Origin of the sequence: Bacteroides sp. An269 (genome assembly GCF_002159755.1) — a bacterium.
GTDB lineage: Bacteria > Bacteroidota > Bacteroidia > Bacteroidales > Bacteroidaceae > Phocaeicola > Phocaeicola intestinalis.
Window position 1 is genome coordinate 1 of the sequence record NZ_NFJG01000036.1, and the last position, 20,188, is coordinate 20,188.

Genomic DNA, 20,188 nt, shown 5'->3' on the forward strand with positions numbered 1-20,188 from the left:
CATATTTGGATGATTGCCCTCCAGCCTTGAATTTCAAAAAGAATATAGTCGTGCAAGATGGTTTCCATTTCCTGTTGGGGAACCGAATGCATCAGCAGTTCTTCGAACATCGTGAACATCCATACCGTATGCAGGTGGATGATAAAATCGGACACTGCCGTATTGATTTCGGGATGCTTCTGCTGCATGGACGTGAACCATGCCTTGACCAGTTCCGTAGAACGGTCGGTGTAGTTCTCGCGGAAATGTTCCAATGAAGAGCCTTGTGCGCGGAACAACAGAATTTCCATCAGCCCGCGGTGCGTGTTAATAAGCGAAACATATTCATCGATGCAGGACTTCAGATACTTTTCCGACCGCATCATCATAATATCCTCGCCCCGTATGCCGTGATGCTCCTGCAACATGGCTTCCAAGGCATACAAGACCGGACGGACCACTTCACGGAACAGTTCGTCTTTGTTCGCAAAGTAGTTGTAGATGTTTCCGACCCCAACTCCTGCCAGTCCGGCTATTTCGCGCATGGAAGTTTTGGAATATCCTTTCTGTGCGAATTGCTGTCTGGCAATAGCCAATATACGGTCGCGTATGTCTTCTTTCAGCACTTGCATGATGTTTTCTGTTTTTTCTTTCTGCAAAAATACAAGGCTTGAAATAATCCGGCAATACCTATTTATAGGGATTTGTGGTAGGGGTATTCTTGGTCAGTTGTTATCCACCGGTTTCCCTAAAATTTTCCGGATGTGTTGCTCTAAGATGTGGTAAGCCGGTTCTGCCATAGAGCCGTGCCCGTGTCCGTCTATCTCGTAGAGGTAGGTTTCGGCATGTCCGGTAAGTTTCATCATCCGCCACATGTAGGCGTTTTCTTCGTATCGTCCGAAAAGCTCGATGTTGCGGTCGCCTGTAATCAATACCAGGGGAGGAGCGTCTTTCCGGACATGAAAGAGTGGGGCATACTCATCAATGGTCGGTTGCAGGTTTCCGATGCCTTTCATGTCCCGATAGGCGAAATGGCTGATCATCTGTCCGCTGAACGGGATGAGTCCTGCTATCTCATTGGCATCGGCCTGATAGCGGGCGAGCCATTTCTTATCCAAGCCTATCATGGCGGTCAGATAACCTCCTGCCGAGTGTCCCGATACGAAAATCTTCCGTTTATCTCCTCCGTATTTCCCGATTTCGCGGAATACCCATGCCACGGCTGCCGCTGCATCATCAAGGCATTCATTGATTTCCACTTTGGGAAGCAAACGGTAGTTGACGGCGACAAGCACCATGCCCTTTTCTTTCAGTTTCCAAGGGAAAGACTTGTTGCCTTGTGTCAGTCCGCCTCCGTGAAACCATACGACAACAGGGCATCCCGTCGTGTCTTCGGGATAATAGATGTCTAACTTGCAGCGTTCTTTCACGTAGGCTTCTTCCGATTCCTTGTAGGGAATGTCATGAACTTCGGTATATTTCAGGGTCGTTCCCCAAGCAATGCTGCCTAACAGCATCGCCAAAAGAATTAAACTTAATCGTTTCATGGTTTTTGTTGAATTATTAGAAACGCAGATTATTGTAATTTACGATTTGACAATTTACTATCTACTATTTGAACTTTAAATCGTACTTTGTAAATCGAAAAATAGTAAATTAAAATAATCTGCGAAAATCTGTGTTAATCTGCGTTTCTGAACTGACTGTTTGTATAAACTTTAAAATCTAAATTGAAAATCTGTGTAATCTGTGGTGAAAAAGTCAGAAGCGTTCGATGACCTCCATGCACATGCGGCCGTTGTGGTAAGGACATTTCCAGAAACCAGCCTTGTCATCGCGGCGGTTTACGGTGCCGTCGGGCAGGAGGCTCCAGTGCCATTCGCCGTGTTCGCGGTCTATCAGTTTCGTCTTGATGAACTCCCAGCAGCGGACGGCGGTGTCGAGAGCTTCCGTGTCGCCGAAGTGCTGGTAGAGGTTGATGTGCCCCACTACGTTTTCCGCCTGTACCCACCAGTGCAGCTCGCGGTCTGTCTTCTGCCGGTCGATGAAGTGTTCGTATATCATGCTTCCGTCGGGGTTCAGCCCTTCATCGGCTGCCCGGGCTATCCGGATGATGATGGGCTCTATCCGTTTCAGCAACGCCGGGTCGCCCAGTACCAATGCCGCTTCGTGGATAAGCCATGAGGCTTCGATGTCGTGTCCGTAGGAGACGATGTGGTATTTGTTGGTCCAGTCTTCTTCGAAGAACAGGTTGAGGTGTCCGGTCTGTGGGTCGAGGATGCGGGTGATGAATACTTCAATCAGGTTCCGTAGTTGTCGTTCCAGCTGTTCGTCCTTCCATACGCGGTAGAGGTTGGTGTAAGGTTCCAGGATGTGCAGGTGCGTGTTCATCGTTTTCTTCTCGTTCTCGTCCTTGTCGCTCAGGCGCATGTCCCCGATGGGTTGCCAGTCACGGGTCAATGCTTCCACATATCCGTTTTGTTCGGAATCGAAGCTGTGTTGTTCGATGGCATCGAAGAGTCTTTGGGCATATTCCAACGCTTCCGTATCCCCTGTGGCACGGGCATATTCGCTCAGACCGTAAATAGCGAAGCCGATGGCATAGATTTGTTTTTTCGTATCAAGCGGGTTGCCCTTGTAATCTAGTTCCCAGTAGATGCCACCGTACTGCGGGTCGTAGAACCGGTCTATCAGATAGCGTTTGGCACGGGTAGCTGTTTCTAAGTATTCGGGTTTCTTCAGCAGGCGGTAGGCAGACGAGAACGTCCACAGGATGCGTGCGTTCAGTATCGCGCCTTTCGATGCTTCAGGTTTCAATTCGTCTTCGCCGGTGATTTGTCCGTAGAAGCCGCCTTCTTCGTTATCTTCCATTTTGTTCATCCAAAACGGAAGGATGTTGTTTTCAAGCTCGGAGCGCATTTCGTTCCGGAGCTGGTTGATAAGTTGATTCATAGTGCATTGTTTTTTTCACCACAGATTACACAGATTTTCAATTTAGATTTTATCAGCTTCCTATCCAATTAAAAAAATCTGTGTAATCTGTGGTGAGAATGAAAGTTAGGATTTCCGTTTCTCGTTCAGCTTGCCGATGATTTCCTTCATCTTCTGTTCGCCCAAGGGGTAGCCGATGACGAAGAGCATTGAGACGAATGCTGCAGCTCCGGGCAACCAGCTGAGGAACAGTTTGATGCCGTGGATGGTCTCGGCACTCTGTTCGGCATTGGCTTGGAATCCGAAGTAGGAGAGCAGCCAGCCCGTTACTGCCGTGCCGATTGCCCAGCCGAACTTCTGGCTCATCGACGAGGCACTGAAGATAAGTCCTGTAGCGCGGTTTCCGCTGCGCAGTTCCGAATAGTCGGCACAGTCGGCATACATCGACCACAGGAGCGGAAAGATGCTTCCGGCACTGATGCTGATGAGGCATTGGAAGATGAATATCCATACCAGGTCGCTGCGGTCGAACCAATAGAAGATGATGCTGAGTGCGGTGGCAAGGAGCATGGCGATGGCAAAGGTGTTTTTCTTGCCTATCTTGTTGCTGACCGGAGCCGCCAAGACTACGCCGATGATATTGGCAGCCTGGCCTACGGAGAGGAAGAGTCCGCTCAGCACGAACGACATCCCGAAAAGCGTGATGACGTGGAAGTCTGATTCCACGATGTAATATTTGAAGTAGTACACCGCCGCTCCGTCGCGGATGGAATTGAACACCAGCGAGGCGATTCCGGCTCCGAACAGAATCCACCACGGGCGGTTATGGAAGAGGTCGTGTATGTCATCCTTCAATGAGCTTTTCGCTTCCTTGATAGGTTTTACCCGTTCTTTGGTCCACGAGAAGCAGCCGAAGAAAAGCAAGACGCACATTGCCACAATGACCATTACAGCCATCAGCCAGCCATGTTGTTGGGCGGCTATGTCCGTACTGTGTCCGCTGAAAGCGTTTGCCATGGGCATGAACAGCAGCAGGGCAATGAAACTTCCGATGTAGGCGAACATCATGCGGAAAGTAGAAAGCGTGCCGCGTTCTTTCGGGTTGGGGCTCATGACGCCTAAGAGCGAAGCGTAGGGCACGTTGATGCCCGAATAGACCATCATCATCAGCGAATAGGTGATGTAGGCGTAGACTAATTTACCCGCTTCGCCAAAAGGAGGTGTATAGAAAGTCAGTATGCCGATAAGTCCGAACGGGACGGCAAGAAAGAGCAGGTAGGGACGGAACTTCCCCCAACGGCTCGACGTACGGTCGGCGATGATGCCGATGACAGGGTCGAACACCGAGTCCCACACACGGGTGACGAGGAACATTGTGCCCACCATAGCCGCCGGAAGTCCGAATACATCGGTATAGAAAATCATCAGGTAGGCTCCGAACAGCTTCCAGAACATCGAGGAAGCCATGTCGCCCAGCCCGTATCCGATTTTTTCTTTGAGTTTAATCATGGTTATTAAGTAGATGTTGAGAATTAGTTTATATAATCAGTCGGCTCAGAAACGCAGATTAACGCGGATTAGCGCGGATTCTTTTAATTTACTATTTTTCGATTTACGAAGTACGATTTAAAGGATAGTAAATTGTCAAATCGTAAATTATGCCAATCAGGAGTTAAAAGAGAGTTATAGGGAGTTATCGCCCGCCAGTGCGGGCTGGGAGTTAGATGCCAATACCTCTTGCACCGCTTTCAGAAGCAGGACTATTGGCCTTTAACTCCTGAACGAAGTGATAACTCCTGTGAAACATAACTACGTTTAACTCCTGATTCGCATAAATTACAATAATCTGCGCTAATCCGCGAAAATCTGTGTTTCTGATAATATCATTAATTTTGCATACTTACTTATTTGTTTAGCTGAAAGAGGAATGAAAAATAGATGCCCCATTCTTCATTCCTCATACTTAATTATTCATTTTCCAAGGTTCTTGTCAATGAGCCGTTTCAGCGTTTCTACCGAAGCGGTAGTAGTCAGCCCGTCTTGAGGCGTGTTCATGCAGTAGTCTACCAACTTGTCGATGGTAGATACCGCAACGTGCATCCGCGTGTCAGAAGAAGCATAATAGATGTACACCGTGCCGTCGTCATCGGCAATCCAGCCGTTGGTGAACAATACATTTGATACATCGCCGATGCGTTCTTCACCTTCGGGAGCCATGAAGTAGCCGCCCGGCGAAGCAATAAGCTTGGTCGGATCTTCCAGTGAAGTCATATACATATATAATACGTAACGCAGTCCGGCGGCACATCCGCGTACTCCGTGAGCCAAATGCAGCCAGCCTTTCGGAGTCTTGATAGGATGCGGACCCTCGCCGTTCTTCACTTCCTTGATGGTGTGGTAGTAGCGGAGGTCGATGATTTTCTCTTCCTTCACTTCGGCATGCGTGATGTCGTCAATCAGTGCCCAGCCGATTCCTCCGCCGCTTCCGGCATCGATGAATCCGTCTTGCGGACGGGTGTAGAGGGCGTATTTGCCGTTGACAAATTCGGGATGAAGCACCACGTTACGCTGCTGGCTCTTCGATTTCAGGTCGGGCAGGCGTTCCCATGTCTTCAAGTCTTTGGTGCGGGCGATGCCTGCAGTGGCTGTAGCAGAAGAGAGGTCGCCTGCCGGAGCATTGTTGTCATGGCGTTCGGCACAGAAGATACCATATATCCAGCCGTCTTCGTGAGCCGTGAGTCGCATGTCGTAGATGTTGGTGGCGGGGATAACGTCATCGGGCATGGTTACAGGGTAATCCCAGAAGCGGAAGTTGTCTACCCCGTTGGGGCTTTCCGCTACGGCGAAGAACGATTTGCGGTCAGCACCTTCCACGCGGGCTACGAGCAGGTATTTCCCGTTCCATTTAATCGCTCCCGAGTTAAGCACGGCGTTCATGCCGATGCGTTCCATCAGGTAAGGATTGGTTTTCTCGTCAAGGTCGTAACGCCAGAAGATAGGGGTATGCGCTGCGGTCAAGACGGGGTATTTATAGCGTGTGTACACGCCATTGCTTTCAGCTACAGGTTCGTTTTTACGTGTGATGAGTGCCTCGTGACGGGCAATGAGGTCTTTTACTTTTTCTTCAAATGAGGTCATATTCGTGGTTGTTTATGGTTATTATGGAAATGAACACAGAGGCACGGAGGCACAGCGTTTTATTTTGAGCATACAAAGTTCACAAAGTTTGCTTTAATTCTCTGTGTCTTTGTGTCTCTGTGTTCAATTTAAATTAGTTACTTTTCATATCTCCGGCAAAAAGAGTTTTCGGGTCGTTGTAGAACTTCACGAAGTCCTGTTCCGACACTTGTCCCGGATAAGGTGCATAAAAGTGGTTTTCCTTTTCGCGGGCATTGCGCCATACCAGTACGTAACTGATGGGATATTTCTGGATAATAGGCATCAGTGTTCCGGTCCACCATGTAGAATCGGGAATGGTCTCGTATCCGGTCTCGGTAACGGCAATGGCTTTATTGTGCGACTTGCCTATCTGGGTCATTATCCGCAGTGATTTGTCGAGTGCCTGTTCGTAGGCGGCTCTTTCGAACTGGTAGGCATCTACGCCGATGAGGTCGACGATGCTGTCTCCCGGATAGCGTTCCAGGTATTCGGTCGTGTCGTTCGGCTCAATGCCGGGCGAATATGCCCAAAGTAACTGGTCGGCACCTTTTTCTTTCATGCGGTTGTAAGTCATGCTCCACAATGCTTTATATTCTTCGGTAGAGCAGAGTTTCTGTCCCCACCAGAACCAGCTTCCGGTATGTTCGTGCCACGGACGGAAGAGGATGGGCACTTTGGTGCCGTCTGCTGTGCGGATGGAGTTCATGTAATCGGCGGCACGGTCCAGCCACGTGATGAATTTCTCGTGGTTGGCTCCTCCGGGCAGGACGGAACGCACGACGGTAGAATCGGATACATCCCATGTGTCTTTTCCGGTCTGCGGATTATCGAGGTGCCAGCTGAAGGAGGACATACCGCCCCGTTCGTATTGTGCTACCACTTCACGTCGGATGCGGTCGAACGATACTTTGTCGAGGTTGACACTATCGCCCAGTTCGATGTGTCCCAAATCGAAAGACATCATGGCAGGGTAGTCGCCGCATACGCTTTTCACGTCGCTGCGGTTTTCATCACCGTCCCACCGGATGCCATACACGGGATCATCGTGATGTCCGAACATGAACACGCCTTTTTCGGGAAGCGTTTTCAGTGTCTGGAGCATCGCGAGCGCTTCGGGGGTGCGTGCGGACACTTCTTGTTCTTTTGCATTGTTGCAGGCTGCCATTGTGGCTATCAGGCAAGTGCCTGCAAGTATTGTATGGATGGGTTTCATTTTGAGTTTTTGAGTTATTGAGTTTTTATATTATGCGCGGTATGGATTTGTGCATTTTGTTGATGTCGCCACAGAACGTCAAAAGACTCCGTTGACGAACATAAGTGACATGGCCGACTCACTTATATGTGAAACGTGCGAGTTACTTATGTTAAACGGTCGAGTCACTTATGTTCATCAAAACGCATGCTTCTCTACGGTGATGGCAATCTACAATATGCATATTTCAATGCCGCTTAAAGTATAAGTTATTGAGTTTTTGAGTTTGCAAATTTACAAACTCAAGAACTCAAAAACCTACAGGCTTATCTAAATTCTCCGCGTTTGATGACATAGTCTTGGCTCATAGCGTCTTCCCACCAAGTTTGGTCGGCATGTGGGGTGGTGCTGTTGTCGGAGTCATACCATGGCATGAACCATAACCAGCGTGCACCTGCGTTCCATTGCTCAGAAAGCAGTCCGACCGTAGAGTCGGTATATTCCGAATAACCGCATTCGCTCAGCGTAATCATCTTGTTGCCGAAGTCGTTGATGAGGGTTTGGTATTGCGAAGCGCAGTCGGCAGCATCGTTGCCGTACAGGTCGCGCCCGATAATGTCCACGTATTCATCACCGGGATACCAGTCTGTGTCGTTGGTTTCACTGGTCCATACCCAAATCAGGTTGTTCAAGCCTTGTGCTTCGAAATAGTTGAACATTTCTACCCAAAGTTTTTTGAAGCTGTCGGCATTCTTACCCCACCAGAACCATCCTCCTGCCGCTTCGTGCAGCGGACGCCAGATGACAGGGATGTTGGCATCGTGCAATAATCTCAGGTAACCGGCAATCTTTTCAAGGTCTGCATGCACGGTATTGTATTCCCACGTACCTTCAGTAAAGGCGTTATCGATGTCGAAAGTGGTTTCGCTTAGGTTGAAGGTGTAATTGTTCGGGTCGGTATCACCTTCGTTTCTCGGCACGTTCCAGTGCCACATCGCGAGTACCAATCCACCGTTATCCCACCATTGTTGTACAGGGGTGATGTCGCCGTAATCAATCCAGTTGGCGGGTGAAGAGGCGAGATGGATATAGTCGAAGCAGTTCATTGCCGGATATTGTCCGGTCCATTGGTAGACTTGTTCGGCGTTTTCGGTGTTCCACGCCACGTTTGCCATTGTAGCTGAAATGGTGCGGGTTTCGAAGTTCTCTTGTAAGAAGTCGTACACACGTTGCGCTTCGGCTGTCAGTGTATAGACCGGATTTTGATCAAGTCCTGTGGTTGTGAACGTTACGCTTACTTCGGGAGCCGGCATCTGATTCGGTCCGGTCACCAGACCTTCGGGAATGGTCAGTGTGCATTGTGTTCCTCGTTCAGGCACGTTTACATTCACGATCAATGTGGGGCTGGTTCCTATGACATCTGCACTCGTCACCGTTCCGCTTGTAAAGATAAGCTGATCCGCATAACTGCTGGCGAAGAACACGTTTTTGTCGTAAGTGATGCTGATGGTAACATCGCCACTCGAAACGTTGGTAGAGCCGTTTTCGGGGGTAGTAGAAACCAATACGGGGGCATCTACCTCTGTAATGGTGTATTCTACATCGTCATCGCAGGCAACGGTGACGAATGCCATCGAAAGCAGCAAGAATCCGATTATATTTTTCAATTTCATAATTCTGTCGTTTTATAAGGTTCAAAATATGATGGATATTTGCGTCAAGGTCACATTCGCACCTTGGAAGATTAATCCATTGTTGGTTAAGATTTCGTTGACATCATTGGCACCTAACTGGTATGAAAAACTTGTTGCTCCTGCCGTTAGGTCGGTTGCATCTCCACCTCCGGCATATTCTTGGAAGTCGGGCAACGTGCTCCAGTCACTTCCTCTGCCCAGTTTCAGTTGCCATGACGAAGCTGTGGCATCTTGTGTGAAGTAGACGATGATTGTATTCCCGGCTTGTAATGCAGAAAAGTCATATCCGCCCCATGCCAGATCTTGCATGCCGTTTGCCCAGTTGCCTAAATCGAAATTTCCGGTCCAGATTACTGTTTCTTCTGCTACTCCAGAAACGAACGGGAACGTGTATTCAATTTCACCGTTCGATGAAATCAGTTTCACGGTGCTGTTGCTTCCAGCCGTAGTCGGTACATTGAATAACAGGTTGTTGCCGTTTACAATGTAGTTGACGGATGTTCCGTCTACTTGCACTTCGGTCAATCTGTCGCCGTTGGCTATCTCTACTTGGCAGATTGTGCCCACCACGATGTCTTCTTCGGGCATGTTGGCTATGTAGCAGAATACGGCTTCGTTTACATTCAAGGTGCCGCTTTCTACCGAGGTGCCGTTTGCCAGTATCAAGGATACGGGTCCGCTTTGCGAATCCATCGGGACAGTAATTGTCAGGTTGCTCTCTGTGCTTCCTTCAATGGGGGTAGCTGTACTTCCGCCGCCAATGCTGACTCCTGTAACCAAGTCTAAGTCTGTACCTGTCAAGGTCAGGGTTTCCCCAGCATTGACCGGATTGGCAGAATAAGAAGTAACGGTAGGTTTAACCAATGTGTAGGGCACAGCTACGCTCATGCCGTTTGCCATGTTCAGCGAAAGGTTGCCATCGATAGCTGTTTCGGGAACTGTGTTTAGTGTCAAACTGTTTGCAGCTACCGTAAATTCGCCTCCGTCTATAGTTGTCCCTTCTTCGTTTGAGGGGAAAGACAATGAGGTGACCAAATCCAAATCATTACCTGATAAGGCAAGGGCATTTCCGGCTTTGATGCGTGAGGTTGTTACAGTGATATCAGTTGGCACAACGACTTCGAAATGTTGGGATGCTGTGACTGTTACGCCCGAACGCAATACCAGTTCAACCGTTCCCGAAGCGGCTTCTGCCGGTAAAGTCAATGTCAGGTTGGTACCGTTTTCATTGACGTTGAACGGCTCCTTGTCGTCTTCTGCCAAAGCAGCAGACGGAACTTCCGCCCCTTCGAAGCGTACATAATCCACCAGGCTCAATGCCGTACCGTTGATGCTTAATCGTTCTCCTGCTTTAAACCGGGTGTCGGTCGTTATGGAGGTGACAGTAGGTGTGCCTACTTCCAGCTCTTCTTCCGAGTAAATCCAGTTGGGCAGTTCTTCCGCTCCATCGCTCAAGATGATTTCTCCTGTACGGGCCGAGTCGGGAACAACTACTTGTATTTGATACCGGTCGTGTGAAATGAAATTCTCTTCAGGTACAGCCACCTCTTCGGCGAAAATCACCTCATGAATCAGGTTGAGGTAATCTCCCGTTATGGTGATGGTTTCTCCCGGCATGGCGGAAGCTGGAGAGAATCCTTCGAAAACAATAGGTTCTTCGTAGGTCAGTTGGGTAAGTGTTGTGATTTCTTCCCCATTTGCGGTTACCAGTGTGACATAACCTTCTTCCGGACCGTCTACCGGAACCTGTACCCATATTTCGCTGGGTATGCCCGACTGGCGGACATCTATATCCGTAATGGGATTGACTCCCGGAATGATTACTTGTGTCACTTGGTCAAGATTCGAACCCAGAAAACGTAATGTCCCTCCACGTACTACGGGTTGCGGACCATATACATTCAAGCTTACTCCCCCAGTATACTGTTGGGTGCTCAAATCATCGTTGTCGCATGCTGACAATCCTAACAGGACCAGGCATGAGAGCAACAGTGTCTTTATTTTATTTACATTCTTCATGGTGCTATTGTTTTATGTTATCTGTTGGGTACGGCACGGATGTTGTCTATTTTAATTAAAGGTGTACATTCTGTTCCTTCTACTCCGCCGCCAGTGACAAAGATGACAAGGCTGGCAAAATCATCCGCGCTTAGCGTACCGGTAGCTGTTCCGCCGTTAAATCCGTAAATGAAGTTCGATGAAATAGGCAATGAAACGGTTACCCATTGGTCATCTGTGTGATAAGAACCAGTCGTAGTCCAAGGACGGTAAAGGGCACGTGGCAGTTCGTCGTTTTGGAAATAGGTGTTGTTCGGTCCTGCAATTGCGTTTCCGTAGATATCTGTTCCGCCATTGCCGTAAGTCACAAGGTCGGTACCGGCAAAGATTACCTGCATGGCACCTGAACTCCACGGATTGCTTGACGGAATATACATTTCGAATTTGATGCTCATGTTGGTGTAATCAGAGAAATCCGCTAAATCGTACAGGCGTATTCCTTCACCTTCAGGATAATCGGTCGGAGTATTCCAGCTTCCCGGCCAGTATTCAAAAGCGAACTGGCTGTCGTTCCAACCGCCTGCCGCATCCAGCGTGGTGTTGCCATCTCCTAATTGGACAAAGTTGCCGGTGATGGATGTTTCGTCAGAAGTTATGGTACGGTCGTGCCATCCATGATTGCCCAAACCCGTCATGCCATCAAAGTCAAACAACATGCCACGTGTGTCTAAATAGTGGAAAGCAGAGGTCGTGGTTCCGTAAATGGTAGTTACATCTATAGCTCCTTCTTCGGTACATTCCGGCATGATGAAGCTGATGGAGCTTTGCGAGATGTTGGTAAATTCGGTCACTTCTATGTCGCCGGGGAATACTACGCTAAGCGGAACATTGGGGTCATCGACAAAGTAGTTTCCAGTAATAGTGACTTCTGATCCTGCTGGAGCGTATTCACACGACATGGTTGTAAGGGTAGGTGCGGGAACCGTTACACTGAAATCGTATTCCACGGTTTCACCGTTCCGGGTGACCATATACATTTTATTGGAAACTTCAGTCGGGATGCTTTGGGGCACATCTACTATGACTGTATTGTCTGTCATGTAACTGCTGTTCAAGATGGCCTGAACATCATTGAAGTAAAGTTCATAAATGCTGCGCAGGTTTTCGCCGACCAGGCAAATGGTTGTTCCTGTGCTGGCTTCCGTAATCAGTGAATCTGCTGAAACTGCATACGGAGAGCGGATGTAACGGACTGTGGGCAAGCCGTCTGCTACTTCGTACTTGTCCGGTTCGTCTTCGCAGGATGCCATAGAAAAGCTCGCTACAAGAGCTATCAGGCAAAAGAGGCTGAATGGTATTTTATTTTGTAATTTCATAATCTATGCGTTTTTAAGATTAATAACTATACAGGCTACGTACATCTTCATGAATCGGATCTTCCATCAAATGCGGATTGAATACTACGTCTTCGGTCGGGAACGGAAGGGTAAAGCTGCTTTCTGTCACATTGGGGGCGGCGACGCTGTCATCATAGCGCATTGCCGTTTCGTCTACCGTCCAGTTCCCTGTATTATAGTAGGCTTCATAAAGATCATCCAGCCCGAAGAACGAATTGCGCTTTTGATTTCTCAATTCATTGATGCAGAATTGGGGATTGTAGTAAGCTACACGTACATAGTCATACCAGCGGTCGCCTTCCATAGCCAGTTCCAACCGACGTTCGTTCCATACATCTTCCCAAGTAATGGAAGTAGGGCGTGTATAAGTAGACTGTGCACGGTGGCGTACTTCATAAAAAGCGTCGATAGCTGAAGCGTCAGAGGTAGAACGGGCTGTTCCCATCATGGCTTCTGCATAAATCAGATAAACATCAGACAACCTTAATACATGGGTGGCAAGGCTGTTTTTCATATAAGCGGCAGAGTGTCCGGCACCACTTACGTGGTCTTGTGCGTTACCGTACAGGTGTTTTACGGTGTTGGAACCCGTAGCAGACTGCAATGTCCCTGCTCCGGCATTGTAATCGGTGTCGTAAATAAACCGGAGATAATCAAATCCACCTTTGTCTTGCCAGAAATAGCTGTATGTGTCACCGGGCAACATCATGGTAGCCTGACGGCGGGTGTCTGTGCCATTGATCCAAGCGTCAGGGGTTTGTTCCAGTAGTCTTACCCCGAAAGCTTCTTGCAAATCTACCGACATGCCGTTCCAACCGCCCCAGCAATCTCCGAATTCATCGAATCCGTCGATGGCCAAGTCTGACTGTAACGTGTTTTGTGAAGTCCATTGGTTGCCTTCAGCCGTCCAACGCCATGCTATCAGGCTTTCTTCGTTCGTATTGTTGGCAAGCCGGAATACATCGCTGTAATTAGTCAGCAGGCTACGTCCGGAATTGTCTATGACATCTTTGGCATACGTGGCTGCCCTTTGTAGGTCTTCGGCATTCAGTGTTCCCGTTACGCCGGCTTTGGTCAGATATACTTTTGCCATTAATCCTTCGGCGCAATAGTAATCTATACGGCCTGCACTGCTCGAACGTGGCAACAGTTCCATCGCTTTTTCCAGTGTCATGATGATGTATTCATATACATCTGCTTTTTGCACCTTGTACTTTTCATTGTAAGTGCCGTTTACCAGTTCTTCTGTATTGTTGTGGATAATAGGTACGTCACCGAAAGTGCGTACCAGATAGAAGTATGCCAACGCTTTCCATGTGAGGCATTCGCCCATGCATTGGTTTCTGACCGATTCGGATGCAGGACTTTCTTGCAAGAGGTCGTAGACTGTGTTTGTATGTCCGATGACCGCCCACAATGAATAAGACATGTTTACAAGGTCTTCATCTGTTCCGTTTACTGTAAAAGTCAGGTAGGGGCTATTGCTCCAGTAATAGTTTCCGGAAAGAACTTCACCAACTTTGATGAAACCGCGTTGGAAGTCATACCACGGTGAGTTATACAAGTAATTTACGCCCGAAATACATTGGTCGTCCGTTTCATAATAATTGTCCGTGTTGTAATTGTCTATGGTCGGTCTGTCAAGGAAGTCTTCGCAAGAAGAAGTGCCTGCTGCCAATACAACAGCCAATATACCGTATTTGAGATAATTGAATTTCATATTTTTCAAGATTTAGTGATTAAAAAGTGACATTCAAACCAAATGAATAGACCGTAGGCGACGGATAACGTCCATTATCCAGACCCATAACGTTGGCGCTGGATGTGCTTACACCGATTTCAGGGTCATATCCGCTATAGCCTGTGATGGTCACTAAATTCTGCAGATTGGCGTAGAGACGCAGGTTCTCAATGCCCCATTTGCTTATCAGACGTTTTGGGAAAGTATATCCTAACGTGATGTTTTTCAAGCGGACATACGATCCGTCTTCGATGTAACGGTCGCTGACACGGTCGTTGTCGTTCGGATCATTGATTGTGGCACGGGGCGTAGAGGTGTTGGGATTTGTCACATAGACATTGGTTACATCGTCATACCAGTGCCATACGGTTGTACCATTTACGTTTACTCCATTTGAATAGTCTTTTGAGGCGTCGATAGGTGCCAGTTGGGCACGGTTGTTTACAGACGTCAGCTGGTTGGTCCACGTGGAGTTCATGTGTGTCAGTGTCATGCTTAAGTAATTGTACACTTTGTTTCCTACTGAACCGTTGATGAATAACGAAAGGTCGAAATTCTTATAACGGAACGTGTTGGTCCATCCGAAGGTGAATTTAGGAAGTGGAGAACCTAAGTTTGTACGGTCATTTTCATCAATGATACCGTCGCCGTTCAGGTCTTTGTATTTGATGTCACCTACCCATACCGTATTGTTTTTGTTGAATACGCCGTTCGAAGGATAGCTGTTGGCAGGTTTCGGAGAGGTTTGCAGATCTTCCAGATCTTTGTATACGCCATCTGTTACATAGCCGTAGAAGTTATAAAGCGATTCGCCTACATTGGTAACGGTAACTACGTCCGACCATTGTCCATATCCTACGATTTGGGCGGCACTGGTTCCCGATAACGCTACTAACTTGTTGCGGTTTACCGAAATTTGAAAATCAGAATCCCATTGGAATGCGCCGATTAACGGATGTGTGTTCAACGATATTTCCACACCTGTATTGCGGATATGTCCGTAGTTTCCCCAAGGTGCAGCCAAGGCGGAAGAAACGTTTCCGCTTGTACCCATATAGGAAGGTAGCTGCAATTGCATTAGCATGTCCTTTGATTCCTTTTTATACCAGTCTATGGTCAGATTGATACGGTCATTGAAAAAGCTTAAATCCAAACCGACATTAATCTGTTCTTGTGATTCCCATTTGATACCGGTGTTGGCAATATTGGACGGGCGGTAACTCATCCCCAGTCCGGTAGGCATGATGGAAATGGCTGATCCCCATAAGTAACCTCCGATGTTGGCATTTCCGGTCTGTCCCCATCCGATACGTAGTTTACCATTGTTGATGACATTGCGTATTGGTTCGAAGAACTTTTCGTTAGAGAAACGCCAGGAAGCGGCAATGGCGTGGAAGCCTGCCCATCGGTTCTCTGGACCGAAGTTGGATGAACCGTCGTAACGGTAAGTGTAAGTGGCAAGATAACGGTCATCGTAATTATAAGTGCCACGTGCAAAGAAGGAAGCCATGGAAGAGTTCCCGAATCCATAACCGATTGTGGGGGTACCGTCCCCCAAAGCCGGATTGTGCACAGCGTCAGAAGGCAAGTCTGTATTTGCCACACTGGAATAGTTATAGTCTGATTTCCAACATTCTTGTCCAAGCATTACTGTGAAGTTATGCTTGTCAATATTACCATTATAGGTAAGGTAATTTTTCAGTTGCCAGAAAGTGGAGCTGTTCTTTTGGATGCTGCTTGAATTTGAATCACGCACCCATGTGCCCAAATTTACCATAGGTTGGTAACGGTCTGCTTTACTGGCACTGATGTCGTAACCTAATTCGGCATGCCATACCAGGTTCTTGATAGGCGTGACTTCGGCAAATATATTACCCGTCAATTTCTGACGGTTCAGCAAGATATCGTCCATCAAAGCCAACGCCACAGGGTTGGGGTTGGTGTAGCCTTCTTGGGAGATAGAAGAATAGCTTCCGTCTACATTATAAATAGGTATACTGGGAATAGTGGTCAGTGAATAGTATATCAGACCTTGGTTACTGTCCGCCAATTTCAAGCTTTCGTCTGTACTGGAGTAAGTAGCGCTTAAGCCCAATTTCAACCATTTCTTTAGCTGTGCGTCCAAGTTGGTACGCACGCTGAATCGGCTGAAGTCACTGCCGATGATAGTACCTTCCTGATCCATGTACGAACCGGATACGTAATATTGCACTTTGTCCGAACCTCCTTGTGCACTTACCTGATGCTGGTGTTGCAAAGCGGTCTGGAAAATGGCATCTTGCCAGTTGGTACCTTTGCCCAACAAACTGGGGTCGGACAGGTATGCGCTTTCTGTTTCTTCTCCCACATTCACGAAGTCATTGTAGAAGTTAGCATATTCGCGCAGGTTCATCAAATCCAGGCGTTTGGTTTGACGTTGTACGGCTACCATGCCGTCATACGTGAATTTGGCTTCACCTGCCTTGCCTCGTTTTGTGGTAATCAATACGACACCGTTTGCACCTTGTGCACCGTAGATGGCTGTAGCCGAAGCGTCTTTCAGGATTTCCATGCTTACGATATCGGCAGGGTTGATGGTCGACAAAGGAGAAATGGTGGATACAGAACCGTTTCCTAAAGCGTCACCCAGACCAAAATCGGCACCACTTTGTCCACCACCTTGTACAATGACGCCGTCAATTACGTACAACGGTTCGGCATTGGCATTGATGGTGGCTTGTCCACGGATGCGGATCGAGGAAGACGAACCGGGAGCTCCCGAGGTCGTAACAGCGGTCACACCTGCCGCACGTCCTTGAAGAGACTGGTCAAGGTTGGTAATGATAGACCCTTTCAAGTCATTTTCATCCATCGATACCGAAGCACCCGAAAGGTCGCTCTTCTTCATTGTACCGTAGCCTACCACTACGACTTCATCCAATGTTTCCGAATCTTCTTCTAGTGTAATGTTCAAGTTTTTTTGGTTAGTGATTTTGATTTCTTGAGTTACATAACCAATGTAAGAGATGACCAATGTGGAACCTGGTTTCACGTTTAAGGTGAATTTACCGTCCAAATCAGTGATGACACCATTTGTTGTACCCTTTTCGAGTACGTTCGCTCCGATGACGGGAAGTCCCGTTGCATCGATGATGACACCTGACACTGAGTGAGCCTGCTGGGAGGCGTAGAACTCGGTGGAAGCTGCCATGGCTTGGGGACCGCTTATCCACATCATGGATAAACAGATTCCTGCCGCAAATGCAGTTCTTTTTGCATGTTTGTTCATGATAAATTAGGATGAATTGTTAATAGTTAAGGTTACATTATAGTATGCCGTCTGTATGCCGGTAACTATGCCGTACCGTTTTTTGTCATTGGCAAAATTACCGCATACTTGACGGATAAACTAATATAATTTTATCAATCTTGATACACCTTCGTAATATTTATCTCGAAGAAGTTTCTGACTTGTGCAGCAATGCTTTATTTGCCGTATGGATAAGGCTTATCGTACTGGAGTCGGATGCGAAAACCGAGTTCAATCCTTGTTCTTCTTGGGCGGGATCGCCTGTATAATCGTCTCCTGGCTGCCAGAAAACATGTTCCGAGGAGGGAACGGCTAAACCGCCCCAGCCCCAGAAGTTGCAACCAGCCAACAGGCTTTGATGGGTTGCGTGTTTAATTATTAAATCAAAGATACACTTGTAATACCCGTCACGGGCATGGGTTGATATGTTTTTACCAAATTGAAAACTGTCACGCGGATAGCCGAACTCTTCCAGTACAAGCGGCCTCTGATACTTTTTTGCTATATTCAGATGTTCGTTGATATAGGCTTGCGTGTTCATGCAGGCTTTTTCTAGATTCTCTTGAAGGCTGTCCTTCGGTGCCCAGCCCCAATTGTAGGGCCAGATGTGGATGTTCATGTAGTCGATGTTTGTATCGGCATGGACTTTCTCGAAGAGGGCAATGTCTTCTTCACATCCGTGTTTGCCTTCGCTTCCTGTAGAAATAAGATGGTTCGGGTCAAGCGAGCGGATAAGGGAAGAAGTCTTGCTCATCCACTCGGCGAAGGCTGCTTTATGGATAGAGTCGGAAGCGAAAGCACGGGGTTCGTTCCCGATTTGCCACGACATGATGGTCGGGTCGTCTGTATATTTCCGGTGGGTGTACCGGTTGGTACGGGTGAGGATGTATTTCACGTGATTGGCAAACAATGCTTGTGCGCTGTCTGATACCACGAACTCTTTTACATAGTTCATGAAGGCGGGCCATCCGTCTACGGCAGGCACGGGAGCCTTGTCTCCTCTTGCCCAAGCGAGGTACTGGCTGTATCCTCCGCTCCATTCCCAAGAATTGTTCAGATAGAGCACCGCCACCATGTCACGCTTTTCCATTTCTGCCAATAAGTAGTCTAATCCTGCCAGAATAGTATCATTATAGATGCCCGGAGCTTCTTGCAGGGTAGGTTCCACTTTGGTGGGGACGCCTCGCTTTCCGTCCGATCCGACTAAGATGCGTAGGTTGTCCACGCCGATGGCTTTCAGGGAGTCGAGTTCCCCGTGCAGGCGTTCGCGGTTGCCTCCCGTTCCTTCCGAGGCAAGGATGGCACCGTACCAGAAGTTGGCTCCTATATAATAATAAGGTTGTCCGTTACGGATGAACTGTCCGTTCTTGACTTGAATAAATGGTGAAGACACCTTTTTCGGTGTGGATGTACAACCGATGAGGAACGCTGGTAAAATTAAAACGGATAAAATTATTTGTTTCCACATAAGCTATTAGATTTGTTTTTTGCAAATATAGCCTATACGGAAATACGAAATTGATACTATTTTATCCGATTCTATAAAAAGATGATATTTTTGATGAAATAGGAGTGGTGGATAACAGGGAAAGATGCTTTGCGCAGGCCAATAGAAATGATTGACGGGCGGAGGCAGTTTATTGCGTAAAGAGTCCTACCGAGTCAGGACTGCTGTCCCATTGGAATAGGACTACAGTCCTATATAGGGTAGGACTGCAGTCCTTGCACCTTAGGATTTTAAGAGGACTGGAATGTGAAGTACGGTGAAGCCTTTCAACAACTCTTTCCAATCGGCATACGGTACATGCAAAACAGTTCTATATCAGAATCCGTTTCTTCTTGTAATTATCCCGGAAGTCTTTAGGGGATGCCAGTTTTTTCTTTTTGAAGATGCGGTTGAAATTGGAAAGGTTGTTGAATCCTGATTCGTAACAGATTTCTGCGATGCTCATGGTGGAGTCTACCAGCATGCGTGTGGCATGTCCCAGACGGATGTCAATGATGTAATCGGACAGATTTTTGCCCGTGCGGAGTTTAAAGAAGCGGCTGAACGATACTTCGGTCATTCCGACCATATCTGCCAGTTGGTTCAGCCGGATTTCTTCTTTGTAATGCTGGTTGATATAGTCTTGTACTTTCTGCACTCGGCGACTGTCTGAGTGTTGTTGGATTTTCGCGAACGAAGAACTGGATAGCACGCGTGCTTCTTCGGTGAACATGGAAAGTTCATATAAAAGGGTAAGGAAGCGAGTCACGGCATAGAAACCTTTCGTGTCGGGCAGTTCGTCTATCAGGGCATAGACTTTCATAATGGCTTGCATGGGGAAACTCAGTCCGTTTTGTGCCTTGTCGAACATTTTCATGACGCGGTCGAATTGATTGGTGCTGAGTAAAGTTTTCATGAATTGGGGTGAGAACTGGATGGTGATTTCCCGAACGTCCTTGCTTTTGCAATCATGTTGTTCCCATACATGCTCCAAATCTGGACTGGTGATGAGTACCAGGTCGTATTCGCCGATGATTTCTGCAGAGTCGCCTACGATACGTTGTACTCCGGGGGCATTGATTACGAAGTTCAGTTCGAATTCCTTGTGGCAATGCATCGGATAAGTGAATTCGCTTTTCCTTCGGTCGGCAATGTAGAAGCAGTCTTTTTCCGAAAGAGGAGTAATTTCGCGGATAACGTTTTTGTCTTTTACTATCATGGTCTTAAATTTATTAATTTGCTAATGAGCCAATGCATTCTCACATTAGCACATTGTCACATTAGCACATTCTCACATTGGCACATTGTCACATTAGCACATT

At 47.6% G+C, this 20,188-nt stretch carries 13 protein-coding genes; all 13 read right to left on the minus strand.

The features are described 5' to 3' along the window. Positions 1 to 611 (minus strand): TetR/AcrR family transcriptional regulator (locus tag B5F71_RS08860; RefSeq protein WP_087209442.1); only part of this gene is annotated, 611 nt, incomplete at its 3' end. Positions 612 to 704: 93 nt separating this feature from the next. Continuing rightward, the gene (locus B5F71_RS08865; protein ID WP_087209445.1) at positions 705 to 1,526 is read right to left on the minus strand and encodes an alpha/beta hydrolase; all 822 of its coding nucleotides are present in this window, start codon (positions 1,524 to 1,526) and stop codon (positions 705 to 707) included. A 214-nt stretch (positions 1,527 to 1,740) separates the two neighbouring features. Next, positions 1,741 to 2,931, minus strand: coding sequence for an AGE family epimerase/isomerase (locus B5F71_RS08870; protein ID WP_087209448.1), 1,191 nt, complete (start codon positions 2,929 to 2,931; stop codon positions 1,741 to 1,743). A 105-nt stretch (positions 2,932 to 3,036) separates the two neighbouring features. After that, positions 3,037 to 4,419, minus strand: coding sequence for an MFS transporter (locus tag B5F71_RS08875; RefSeq protein WP_087209451.1), 1,383 nt, complete (start codon positions 4,417 to 4,419; stop codon positions 3,037 to 3,039). A 462-nt stretch (positions 4,420 to 4,881) separates the two neighbouring features. Further along, a complete protein-coding gene (locus tag B5F71_RS08880; protein WP_087209454.1) occupies positions 4,882 to 6,048 on the minus strand; it encodes a glycoside hydrolase family 130 protein in 1,167 nt (388 codons plus the stop codon). Between the two features lie 133 nt (positions 6,049 to 6,181). Next, positions 6,182 to 7,234, minus strand: coding sequence for a glycosyl hydrolase (locus B5F71_RS08885; protein ID WP_164488577.1), 1,053 nt, complete (start codon positions 7,232 to 7,234; stop codon positions 6,182 to 6,184). A 353-nt stretch (positions 7,235 to 7,587) separates the two neighbouring features. Beyond that, on the minus strand, positions 7,588 to 8,934 hold the full coding sequence (locus tag B5F71_RS08890; protein ID WP_087209459.1) for a glycosyl hydrolase: 1,347 nt from the start codon (positions 8,932 to 8,934) through the stop codon (positions 7,588 to 7,590). A 21-nt stretch (positions 8,935 to 8,955) separates the two neighbouring features. Next, positions 8,956 to 10,974 (minus strand): IPT/TIG domain-containing protein, encoded by a 2,019-nt coding sequence (locus B5F71_RS08895; RefSeq protein WP_087209464.1) that lies wholly within the window; start codon positions 10,972 to 10,974, stop codon positions 8,956 to 8,958. A 17-nt stretch (positions 10,975 to 10,991) separates the two neighbouring features. Next, entirely contained in the window at positions 10,992 to 12,329 is a 1,338-nt protein-coding gene (locus tag B5F71_RS08900; protein ID WP_087209467.1) for a glycan-binding surface protein, read from the minus strand. A gap of 19 nt (positions 12,330 to 12,348) precedes the next feature. Beyond that, positions 12,349 to 14,070, minus strand: coding sequence for a RagB/SusD family nutrient uptake outer membrane protein (locus B5F71_RS08905; RefSeq protein ID WP_087209471.1), 1,722 nt, complete (start codon positions 14,068 to 14,070; stop codon positions 12,349 to 12,351). Positions 14,071 to 14,089: 19 nt separating this feature from the next. Further along, a complete protein-coding gene (locus B5F71_RS08910; protein ID WP_087209474.1) occupies positions 14,090 to 17,359 on the minus strand; it encodes a TonB-dependent receptor in 3,270 nt (1,089 codons plus the stop codon). A 160-nt stretch (positions 17,360 to 17,519) separates the two neighbouring features. After that, positions 17,520 to 18,848 (minus strand): beta-mannosidase, encoded by a 1,329-nt coding sequence (locus B5F71_RS08915; protein WP_087209476.1) that lies wholly within the window; start codon positions 18,846 to 18,848, stop codon positions 17,520 to 17,522. A gap of 349 nt (positions 18,849 to 19,197) precedes the next feature. Then, on the minus strand, positions 19,198 to 20,085 hold the full coding sequence (locus tag B5F71_RS08920; protein WP_087209479.1) for a helix-turn-helix domain-containing protein: 888 nt from the start codon (positions 20,083 to 20,085) through the stop codon (positions 19,198 to 19,200). Positions 20,086 to 20,188: the final 103 nt, after the last annotated feature.